We start from the raw sequence: 10,394 nt of genomic DNA, 5'->3' as shown, positions 1-10,394 counted from the left end.
TAGAAAAAGGATAGGCTTTTATTTTCAATGTAGAGAAGTGATGAATGACAACATCCCTCCATAAAATGAGTAGTGAAGACCTTCACTTTATTTGAAAACCTTTGCTAAAAAGATTACGTTTTCTGGGTTGGAGTGGAAGGCTACTTGACTCCCGTGGGATAGCGAGACAGGCAAAACTCTAAACGGAGCGGTAGCGGAGGAAGCGGCTCGGCGCTCGCCCAAAGGAAAGCAAGTAGCCTGCAACGGAAACCATTTTCACCTTTCACAAAAATTCTATTGATGGTTTTGTTTTTCAACAATATGAAACGACTTCCTATTACGTTGAATAGGAAGTCGTTGATATTCTTACATATGCCCTGCCCGAATTTTTTTCACGATGCTGAAAGTCGTATAGGCAGCAGCGGGTGCTAATACGACAATAAAAATAATCCACACAGTTAAATTATTTGTCGCTTTTAATGTTTCATAATTTGTCATGACAAAAATAATTAGACCGAATAATAGTAAATAGCTCAGCACATTTGGAAAAATAACGATTAATCGCAATAATGCTGGCGGCATCTTTTGTTGATTCATTTAAACCACACCCCTTTTTTCAATTATACGGGAATCTAGTGATTTATCGTACTATATTTTTCCTTTTATACTTTATATTTGCCTGCTGATAGTTGGAGGTTTTCCGCTGTTGTATTCAATTGATCGATAAATGCGGTCATGCTCTCCATATTTTCCGCTTGATGTTTAGCCTTTTGGGCAACGGCATCAACACTTTGCGATGTTTGCTTGGCAAGTAGCGAAACATCTTCCATAGTAGCTGTTACCTCCTCAGTACTTGCAGCAATTTCCTCGGTTGAGCTAGATACTAAATCTACTTGTGTTGCTAACACCTGTACATCATTATGAATTCCTTCAAATGATTGTTGTGCTTCTTGTACGATCGCACGTCCTGCATGTAATACATCCGCTGTCGCTTGGATGGTCACTACAATATTGGCCGTTTCCTTTTGGACATTCATCACCACCTGTGTGATTCTATCCGCTGCACGCTTAGAATCTTCAGCTAATTTACGCACTTCTTCTGCTACAACGGCAAAGCCTTTACCCGCTTCACCAGCACGTGCTGCTTCAATGGATGCATTTAATGCCAATAAATTCGTTTGATCAGAGATTCCCGTAATGACATTAGTAAATTCCCCAATCATGGTAGACAATTTTTCAAGTTCCTGTGTACCAATCACCGCAAAATTCGTTTTCTCATGAATAGTCACTAATTGCTTTTGTAAGGATTCCATAATTTGTAATCCATTATCGGCATTTTCCTCGGTATTACGAGAAATACTAGAAATTTCTGCAATGGATTCCGAAATATATTGAATGCTGCGTGCCAATTCCTCCATTGAGTGCGCACTGTCTGCTGTATTATTCTGTTGAGCAAAGGAGGCCTGAGCTACCTGACTGGATTCTCCTTGGATCATTGCGGCTGAATCTAGTGTTTCATGGGCGTTTTCTTGAATCGTATAGGTAGCTTCTTTTATTTGATTGGCCCCTTGCTTTAATTCACACATGATTTGTTGGAAATTATCCATCATCCCATTAAATGATGTCACTAATTGGCCAATTTCATCTTTCGCATGGATCGGAATGCGCTTGGTTAAATCTGCTTCACCTTTGCTAATTTCCTCTAAGGAATTTCGCACACTTAAAATACGAGATACTTGTTTGGAAATAGATAGGCCCGTAATGAAGAAAATCACACAGACAACGATCAATGAAGCCACAATTGTACCCACTAAAATTTGTGATAGGACGGCATTGGATACAATAATCGCTAAGTATGTACCGTTTGATAATGGCTTTATATATTGCGTGACACGTGTGCCATCATAGCGCCCTGAAAATTCAGTCGACTTTTGTGCTGAAAATTGGGCTGGCTCAAAACCAATATCCGCTAAATCTTTTTCTGCTGTAGCGGCAATAGCTTGACCTTTTTCATCTACAATAGCAGCGAATAATACAGTTGAGGATAAATAATTGTCCAGTTGATCGATATAGGATGCGCTGCCAATACTTGCTTCTAAATCTAGTAGCTGCTGTCCATGACGAGCCACCTGTACAATTTGTGGTGTTGCTGGATTCCAGCTACCTACCCCGACAAATTTGAAAAATTGATCATCAACATCGCGAATTTGTGCTTTTTGCACAACCTCTTTCGCTCTACCATCTAGGAGTTGCATATATTCAGCAGCTTGTCCGTTTGGATCAGCGCCAAAGTTGAAATCAACTGATGGAGCTACAGATGTCACCGTTGTATTTCCTTTATCATCTGTACTCCAAATCTCATCGATGCCACCACGTTCAGCAATAGCCTTTAAATCCTCATATGTAGCGCCTTTATCAATTATGTAAGCAGCCATCACAGATTCAGCAATCATTTCCTTTTCCATGATTTCTTCTGCTTTTTCTCTAGATTGAATCGCCCCTTCCATCCCCATGACAATGGAGTTGGCGATTGCTTCTCCATTGCTTTTTTCACTTTTATATGTAGCTTGATAAATATAAATAGAAAATGCCGCTATAATGAACACTACAATGCCCATAATCTCCAGAAGCATTTTCCATTTCATTGACTTTCTCATGATGAGATCCCCCTAAAAATTACGATTATTTCCACTTCATCATACAATATCACTTCCATATATTTCATTAACTATTTATTAAATATAAAATAATAAGTTTTGAAGAAGTTTAAATTGTCATTAATTTGTAAAAATTGCAAAATAAAATCTACAAGAGGAATAGCCTGTATATTTCAGACTAGTTAAAGAAAGAAATAAATCATATTTCTGAGGGTTAATTAGTAATATTTAAGTACATCTTTAGAACTGCAAATAAAAAACATCCATTAGAAGAATCCTCCACTAATAGATGTTTTTTATCTAATAATTATATCAAAATAATTTATTGTGTTGCCACGTATAGACCGCTTGATCAGATGTTAGGAGCGTATTCGGGAAAATATCCTGTGCATCAGCCAAAAACTGAGGTAAGTCATATGGTAGAAAACGAGCACTTAAATGATTTAATAATAAATAGTGTGCACCTGCTTGCTGTGCGACTTTTGCTGCCTCTACATTTGTCGCATGACCATAGCTTGCTGCCAAATCCGTTGTTGTACCATCAAAAGTCGCTTCATGCACAATGATATCAGCACCCACGGATAGTTGGATGGCTTCTTCACAATATTTCGTATCGCCTAAAATCGACAGAATAAAGCCCTTTTTGGCAGGTGCCACAACATCTTTTGCGTGTATCACATCGCCATTTTCAAGCACGATATCATGGCCATTTTTTAATTGCCCGAGCAAAGGTCCTTTTGGAACGCCAAGTGCCTGTGCTTTATCAATTAATAATTCGCCTGGTAAATCCTTTTGCTCAATTCGATAACCATAGCAAGGTACAACATGGCGCAATTCCTTAGCATGAATTGTAAAATGAGCATCCTCAAAAATAATCCCTTCCTGTACTTCTACAAAGTGTAAAGGATACGTTAAATGGGTTTTCGATAGCGCCAATGTTTGTTCAATCCACTGCTGTAAACCAGGTGGCCCGAAGATCGTTAGCGTCTCATCCCCACCTTGAAAGGAACGCGAGCTTAAAAAGCCTGGCAGTCCAAAAATATGATCACCATGTAAATGTGTAATAAAAATTTTCGTAACCTTCCGCGGCTTTAATGATGTATGGAGGATTTGATGCTGTGTCGCCTCTCCACAGTCAAATAGCCACATTTCACTCACTTCATCTAATAGCTTTACCATCAGAGCACTTGTATTTCGTTCTTTTGAAGGCATGCCTGCGCCTGTCCCTAAAAAATGTAGCTGCACATATGCCACCTCACTTCTTGTTTATATCGTTTTATTGTACCTTATCCATTCCCATAAGAAAAACCTTTGGTGTACAGTTTCTCCAAAGGTTTCTTGATTATTTAGGTTGCCATGAAACAAGTGCTGCATGAAAATCATGACGATAATAATAACGTCCATCTTTTTCTTCAATAAAAGGTAGAAGTGATTCTTCCACATGGGCTCGCTGGAAGTTTGGCGTTAATATTTTTTTACTTTGCGTTGCCACAAGTTGCTCATAGCTTTCATATTCATAAATACGTTCGAGTGGGATAATTTGACAATCAGCGTAAATATCCATTTCATATAGAAGATTCAAAAACTCGATATAATCTCTGCGAGGAAATTTTATGTCATAGCCATATTTTTCATATAATTGTTCATAATGTGGCTGGATTGGCCCTGTCGTCATCCCAATAATGGCACGCTTCTTCGCCAGCCGATTCATATGATATAAAGCTGCTTTAATTTCATACATACGGTAAAAACAATTCACGCCTAAGACGATATCATGTGGTTCTATCTCATCACGCTCTAAACTTTCCCACTTCGCATGAATATAGGAAACGTGCTCCTTCTCGGGCATGCACTGTTGTAAGTAATGCAAAATGCTTTCGGAGCTATCCACACATGTGAGCTTGCTCACTTTATCAGCTAATGGAAATGTATAATTGCCCCATCCAGGGCCAATTTCTAATACAGAATATTGAGGTTCAATCTTTTTTTGAAGCTCCTGAAAAATCCGTGTAGCATAAGGATCAGTTTGCCCCATTTTTTTACGTGCTACGGATTGCGCCCAAAATTGCTCCTCTAGCTGATCATTCACCATTCGTTCAGGCATATGGCCATGCCAATCCTTCATGCCTTCCTGCCATAATGCCTCATAGTTAATGGCTAACGGTCCTTTTCTCGTCATACAGATACCTCTATAGATAAAATTTCATATATTTTTTTCATATCAAGATTTCCTCGTACATGGTCGGCTAACATATTATAGGCATCTTCTCTTCGTTCTGCGTCACTTTTCACATCACTCGGTAAAGCAGCTAGCCCTTTTTTCTCTCGTATTTCATTGACGAGTTGACGAGTAAAGGTACGATTATGGAACAAGCCATGGAAATACGTGCCAATCACTTGCTCATCATGACTAACCGCACCATCTTTTCTTCCATCTTCTAACTGTAAAAACGGTGATACTTCATCACGTAAAATTTTTGTACGTCCTAGATGAATTTCGTAGCCTGTCAATGTGTCCTGCCCTCTTACACCTGTCATTTGCACCGTTTTTTTATTACCTACAAAAATGGTTTCCATCGGTAATAGCCCAAGACCATGAGCAGATTCGCCATTCCCCTCCACTGCCTCAGGATCTAGTAATGTTTCACCAAGCATTTGGAAACCACCGCAAATGCCAATAATTTTAGTACCGTTATTACGTAAATGGTTGATGGCTTGATCGAAGCCCTGTGCTTTTAGCCAAGCTAAATCATCCATTGTACTTTTCGTTCCTGGCAGAATGAGTATATCTGGTGTACCTAGCTCGTTGACATTACCAATTAAACGCACACCCACCTCTGGCTCATCGAAAAATGGATCAATATCGGTGAAGTTTGAAATACGTGGTAACCGAATCATGGCTACATCTACAGCAAATTCGCCTGGCTTTGGTTTTTTAAAGCGTAGTGACGATAGTGCGAGAGAATCCTCCGCTTCAATATTGACATCGACATAAGGAATCACGCCAAGTACCGGAATGCCCGTTTCACGCTCCACCCATGCCAAACCATCATCCAGTAATTCACGCATGCCTCTAAACTTATTGATAATTAATCCCTTCACACGTGCTCGTTCTTTCTCATCTAACAATGCCAGTGTACCAACAATCGAGGCAAAGACCCCACCACGATCAATATCAGCAACGAGGACAACCGCTGCATCTGCTAAATGAGCCATTCGCATATTGGCAATATCGCGATCCTTTAAGTTAATCTCTGCAGGGCTACCAGCGCCCTCTAGGACAATGACATCAAATGTATTTTGTAGCGTTCGTACTGATTTCTCCACGATAGGCATCGCTTCCTGTACAAAATTATTGCGGTAGCTTTTGGCATCCATATTTAAAAAATGCTTGCCATGAACGATAACCTCTGACATCATATCTTGCTTCGGTTTCAGCAGGATAGGATTCATATCAGTCGTTGCAACAACACGAGCCGCCTCTGCCTGCACCCCTTGTGCGCGGCCGATTTCACCGCCATCCTTCGTAACAAATGAATTAAGAGCCATATTTTGCGATTTAAATGGTACTACTTTTAGTCCATCATCTGAAAATATACGACATAGTGCGGTACAAATCATACTTTTTCCAACATCGGAAGCCGTTCCTTGAATCATGATTGATTTTGCTGGCATAGTCACTCTCCTCTGTAATATTTGCCTTCACTCCACGGGTATTCTATGGCGACGCGCGAGTATTTCCCTTCGCTCCGCGGGTGTTTTATCGCGACGCGCGAGTATTTCCCTTCGCTCCGCGGGTATTTCATAGCGAAGCGCGGGTATTTTTCATCCAGCAATAGTGAGGGGCTTTAAAATTCAAGCCCTTTCACTGCTGGGATTCCTTCATCATAGTAATGCTTTGTTGCATCAATGGTTGACACTAAATCAGCCATTGCCAGTAACGCAGGGTTCGCGCTTCGGCCTGTGACAACCAGGTGCATCGTTGAGGGGCGTTGTTGGATTGCCTCGATGACTTCTGCTAGTGGGAGGACATCATCGATTGGAAACTTGGTGATCGCCAGGGCATTATTTAGCTCATCAAGCACCAATAAATCAATGCGATCATCCTGCAGAGCTGCCTTCGTTTTTTTCCAAGCCTTGGCTAATGCAGCACGATGCTCCTCAGGCGTCTTTGTCCATGTAAAACCTATGCCCATTTGTTCCATTTCTACGCCTAGCTTACGAAGGGCAATTTGCTCTCCATAAGTGCGTTCAGGTGATTTAATAAACTGCATAAAGCGCACATTTAAGCCACGGCCCACCGCACGCAATGTAACACCTAGGGATGCTGTCGTTTTGCCCTTTCCTTCACCTGTATATACTAAAAATAAGCCTTTTCTTGCCATGCTGTTAGCCTCCTTACAGCCATGTTGTCTTTTCTGCAAACGGTGTACGTTTCTTGTCGCTTTGCTCTTGCTCCTGTGGGTAGCCAATAAATATTGTGCCGACTACTTTTTGAGAGGCACTTGCACCAAGGAACGTATGCATACGAGAATCATGCACCAGGCCAACACCACGTGTACGCCAAACAAAACCAAGACCTAGCTCCTCTGCTGTCAACCACATAGACATAATGGCACTACATACGGCAAAAACATTATCTTCTGTCGCATCTGCATCGCCCTCTACAATGTCTGCTGTTACAACAATGGCCACAGGCGTTGTTTGTACAACCTTCAATGAACTTTCCACTAGGTTTGGCTTCGTGGGGAAGCGTTCTTGTAAATAAGCACTAGCCATTTCTTCATAACGCTTCATGGCTTCATCTTGTATGACATAAAAATGCCAAGGCTCTCGCATACGGTCATTCGGTGCATAGGTTGCTGCCTGTAAAATTTGCTCAATCTTTTCTTTCTCTACCGATTGTGTTGTGTAATTACGAATTGCTCGACGTTTTTTTAATGCTTCAATGACAGTCATATTGCTTCCTCCTTGTGCTCTTTCAAAAGATGATTATGAAAAGGTAAGTCCCTGCTCTTCAAACCATTGAATTTTTTCACGTACATTGACAACCTCGCCCACTACAATCATAGAAGGGTTATGATACCCTTCACGCTCAATAATGCTGGCTATCTCATCTAACGGCCCTGTAATCGTGCGTTGTTGAGCAGTTGTTCCCCACTCAATAACCGCTACTGGCGTTGTAGCCTTCCGTCCGTTTTCGATTAATTTTCGAGCGATGTAGGCAATGTTCCCAACACTCATATAAAAAGCAACAGTATCAATGCCTGTAGCTAATGCTGGCCAATTCAAAAAATCTTGTCCTTTTTCTTCACGTCCATGCCCAGTCACAAGGGCAAAGCTTGTCGCGAAGTCTCTATGCGTAACGGGAATCCCTGCATATGCAGGAGCCGCAATACCTGCTGTTATCCCAGGAACGATTTCATAGGCAATGTCATGATTTTTTAAAATCTCTGCTTCCTCAGCACCACGTCCAAAGACAAAAGGATCGCCACCTTTAAGACGTGTAACAATTTTACCTTCTTGAGCTTTTTCCACAAGTAATGCATTAATTTCATCTTGAATGAGATGATGCTTCCCAGGTAATTTGCCACAATAAACAAGCTCCGCATCCTTTTTTGCAAAATCAAGCAATTTAGGATTCACAAGACGATCATAGGAAATTACATCAGCCTTTTGAATACATTCCAGTCCATACACAGTAATGAGCTTCGGATCGCCAGGACCTGCTCCAACGATATATACAATTCCATCCTTCATTGCGCTGCTCCCATCAATAGTTGTTGTAAATATGCTTCACGTCGATCAATCTCGCCATGACGTGTCCATTCAAGGATGTTTGGCTCTAGCAACGCTTGTAATGCTGCACGTCTTTGTGGACCTTTATCATACTTAGCAGCAATCATTAAGCGAGCTTGCTGTAAAAAGCATACATAGTCATCATAAGCATCATCGAATTGATCTTCTAAATCTGCTTTGATCTTGCGCGCTAGACCTGGGCTTGCTCCTGATGTTGAAACAGTTAACACCAATGGACCACGGCGAACAGTAGCAGGCGTAATAAAATCACTTTCACTTTGTTTATCTGTTCGGTTGATTAATTGCCAATGCTGGGCCGCCTCTTGAACTGCTTCGTTCACTGCTGTCACATTCGTTGCAGCGATAATGAGAATGGCATCATCTAAATCACGCGGTTCAAATTCCTTTTGCTTCCAAGTAATTTGCCCTGACTCAGCAAGTGGCTGTAATGTGTCATGTAAGGTTGGGCTGACAATCACGATGTTTGCCTTTGCCGGTAACAGGGATGCTACCTTCTGCGTTGCCACGTGACCGCCGCCTACAATTACTACCGTTTTATATTCTAGATTGATATGAATAGGAAAATAATTAGTCATTACTTTTCACCTTCTTACAAGCTGTTAACCAATTGTCAACTAGCTTTGGGTTTGATACAAAATGGAAATGTGTATAGCCAGCCACTAAATTTCCTTCTTGATAGCCTTCTTTCTTTTTGCCAAAACGACCAATCGTTTCGTAGGCTGCTGTGTTGTGAGAACCATTATATTTGGAATAATGGAACTCATGGCCCTTCGCTTGCTCCTCAGCACCAATTAAGAAATTATCGGCTGTGCCAAAAATTTCACGATAACCAAGTGCTGCTAGTTTTGTTTGCATCGCCACTTCTCCAGGAATTACCCCTACCATGTCATAGCGTTCGCCATGGCTATTTGTGATCGCCTCTGTTAAATACATAAAGCCCCCACATTCAGCTAATGTTGGAAGACCTTTGGCAATGGCTTCACGAATAGAGTCTTTAACGACTGTATTGGTCGCAAGTGACTCTGCAAATTCCTCAGGAAAGCCCCCACCAATATATAAGCCATCTGCTTCTGCTGGTACAGGCTCATTAGCAAGCGGTGAGAAAAATTGTAGTGTTGCCCCTTTCGCACGTAACAAAGCCAGGTTTTCTTCATAATAAAAATTAAATGCCGCATCTCTTGCAACTGCTATACAAATATTTTGTGAAGGCTCCTCCATAAATAAATGACCAGATTCTTGTAAGATAGGAGCCTTTGTTAAATGTAGTAATTGGTCCAAATCAATCGTTTCTGCCATTAGGTTCCCTAGTTTATCAAAAAATGAATCTAGCTCTCCTCTTTCAATCGCAGGCACTAATCCTAAATGACGACTCGGGATATCGATCCCTTCCTCACGCTTTAAGTAGCCAATCACAGGTATGCCGCATTCTTGTTCAATAGCTGCCTTGGCAATTTCGTAATGACCGACACTACCAACCTGGTTCGCAATAACACCAACGATATTCGGTTTATCTGATAGTAGTTGGAAACCCTTAACAACCGCTGCTACACTGCGTGCCATGCTAGCACAATTGACAATTAAAATAACAGGGCTCTCAGTCACTACGCTAATATCAGCAGCAGAACCAGCGTCCGATAAAGGGCTTTTACCGTCATAAAAGCCCATCACACCTTCAATAATGGATACATCTGCATCCATACTTGCGCGTGCCACAATATCACGTACCGCTTCATGTGAGAACATCCAGCTATCAATATTGCGTGATACTCTGCCTGTCACAGCCGTATGATAGGTTGGATCGATATAATCAGGACCACATTTAAAGCCTTGCACCACGTTTCCTTTATTTTGTAATGCCTTCATCAGTCCAATGGTAAAAGTAGTTTTACCTACCCCACTGCCCGTACCAGCTAGAACAAAACGATTTGTTTGCATGGA

The 10,394-nt window shown here is 41.3% G+C and carries 10 protein-coding genes; all 10 read right to left on the bottom strand.

Features of this window, described 5'->3' with window-relative positions:
* Positions 1–345 precede the first annotated feature (345 nt).
* The 10 genes from ACEVFT_RS06405 to ACEVFT_RS06360 all read right to left on the bottom strand — a co-directional run bounded on the left by ACEVFT_RS06405 (position 346) and on the right by ACEVFT_RS06360 (position 10,391).
* On the bottom strand, positions 346–576 hold the full coding sequence (locus ACEVFT_RS06405; RefSeq protein ID WP_009370265.1) for a hypothetical protein: 231 nt from the start codon (positions 574–576) through the stop codon (positions 346–348).
* 65 nt (positions 577–641) lie between these two features.
* Positions 642–2,636 carry a methyl-accepting chemotaxis protein gene (locus ACEVFT_RS06400; protein WP_393948809.1) on the bottom strand — a complete coding sequence of 665 codons (1,995 nt, stop codon included), beginning with the start codon at positions 2,634–2,636 and terminating at the stop codon, positions 642–644.
* A gap of 312 nt (positions 2,637–2,948) precedes the next feature.
* The gene (rnz, locus tag ACEVFT_RS06395; RefSeq protein ID WP_393948807.1) at positions 2,949–3,881 is read right to left on the bottom strand and encodes a ribonuclease Z; all 933 of its coding nucleotides are present in this window, start codon (positions 3,879–3,881) and stop codon (positions 2,949–2,951) included.
* Between the two features lie 97 nt (positions 3,882–3,978).
* Positions 3,979–4,815 (bottom strand): class I SAM-dependent methyltransferase, encoded by an 837-nt coding sequence (locus ACEVFT_RS06390; protein WP_393948804.1) that lies wholly within the window; start codon positions 4,813–4,815, stop codon positions 3,979–3,981.
* Positions 4,812–6,311, bottom strand: coding sequence for a cobyric acid synthase (locus ACEVFT_RS06385; RefSeq protein ID WP_393948802.1), 1,500 nt, complete (start codon positions 6,309–6,311; stop codon positions 4,812–4,814). Before ACEVFT_RS06385 ends, ACEVFT_RS06390 begins: the two co-directional genes overlap by 4 nt.
* Before the next feature lie 173 nt (positions 6,312–6,484).
* On the bottom strand, positions 6,485–7,021 hold the full coding sequence (locus ACEVFT_RS06380) for a cob(I)yrinic acid a,c-diamide adenosyltransferase (protein ID WP_393948800.1): 537 nt from the start codon (positions 7,019–7,021) through the stop codon (positions 6,485–6,487).
* A 13-nt stretch (positions 7,022–7,034) separates the two neighbouring features.
* Entirely contained in the window at positions 7,035–7,595 is a 561-nt protein-coding gene (locus ACEVFT_RS06375) for a nitroreductase family protein (RefSeq protein WP_205444164.1), read from the bottom strand.
* Between the two features lie 33 nt (positions 7,596–7,628).
* On the bottom strand, positions 7,629–8,396 hold the full coding sequence (gene cobA / locus ACEVFT_RS06370) for a uroporphyrinogen-III C-methyltransferase (protein ID WP_205444165.1): 768 nt from the start codon (positions 8,394–8,396) through the stop codon (positions 7,629–7,631).
* The gene (locus tag ACEVFT_RS06365) at positions 8,393–9,031 is read right to left on the bottom strand and encodes a precorrin-2 dehydrogenase/sirohydrochlorin ferrochelatase family protein (RefSeq protein ID WP_393948798.1); all 639 of its coding nucleotides are present in this window, start codon (positions 9,029–9,031) and stop codon (positions 8,393–8,395) included. Before ACEVFT_RS06365 ends, cobA begins: the two co-directional genes overlap by 4 nt.
* Positions 9,024–10,391: a cobyrinic acid a,c-diamide synthase CobB gene (locus ACEVFT_RS06360; protein ID WP_393948796.1), complete on the bottom strand. Its 1,368-nt coding sequence runs from the start codon at positions 10,389–10,391 to the stop codon at positions 9,024–9,026. The genes ACEVFT_RS06365 and ACEVFT_RS06360 overlap by 8 nt, the downstream gene beginning before the upstream one ends.
* Between the last annotated feature and the right edge of the window lie 3 nt (positions 10,392–10,394).

It is taken from the genome of Lysinibacillus sp. PWR01 (assembly GCF_043359455.1).
Classification (GTDB): domain Bacteria; phylum Bacillota; class Bacilli; order Bacillales_A; family Planococcaceae; genus Lysinibacillus; species Lysinibacillus fusiformis_F.
This window is presented reverse-complemented; position numbering and strand designations above follow the sequence as displayed.

Bases quoted from the DNA above. Each gene is read 5' to 3' on its own strand.
- ACEVFT_RS06405 (WP_009370265.1), bottom strand. From the start codon at position 576: ATGAATCAACAAAAGATGCCGCCAGCATTATTGCGATTAATCGTTATT.
- ACEVFT_RS06400 (WP_393948809.1), bottom strand. From the start codon at position 2,636: ATGAGAAAGTCAATGAAATGGAAAATGCTTCTGGAGATTATGGGCATT.
- ACEVFT_RS06390 (WP_393948804.1), bottom strand. From the start codon at position 4,815: ATGACGAGAAAAGGACCGTTAGCCATTAACTATGAGGCATTATGGCAG.
- ACEVFT_RS06385 (WP_393948802.1), bottom strand. From the start codon at position 6,311: ATGCCAGCAAAATCAATCATGATTCAAGGAACGGCTTCCGATGTTGGA.
- ACEVFT_RS06380 (WP_393948800.1), bottom strand. From the start codon at position 7,021: ATGGCAAGAAAAGGCTTATTTTTAGTATATACAGGTGAAGGAAAGGGC.
- ACEVFT_RS06375 (WP_205444164.1), bottom strand. From the start codon at position 7,595: ATGACTGTCATTGAAGCATTAAAAAAACGTCGAGCAATTCGTAATTAC.
- cobA (WP_205444165.1), bottom strand. From the start codon at position 8,396: ATGAAGGATGGAATTGTATATATCGTTGGAGCAGGTCCTGGCGATCCG.
- ACEVFT_RS06365 (WP_393948798.1), bottom strand. From the start codon at position 9,031: ATGACTAATTATTTTCCTATTCATATCAATCTAGAATATAAAACGGTA.
- ACEVFT_RS06360 (WP_393948796.1), bottom strand. From the start codon at position 10,391: ATGCAAACAAATCGTTTTGTTCTAGCTGGTACGGGCAGTGGGGTAGGT.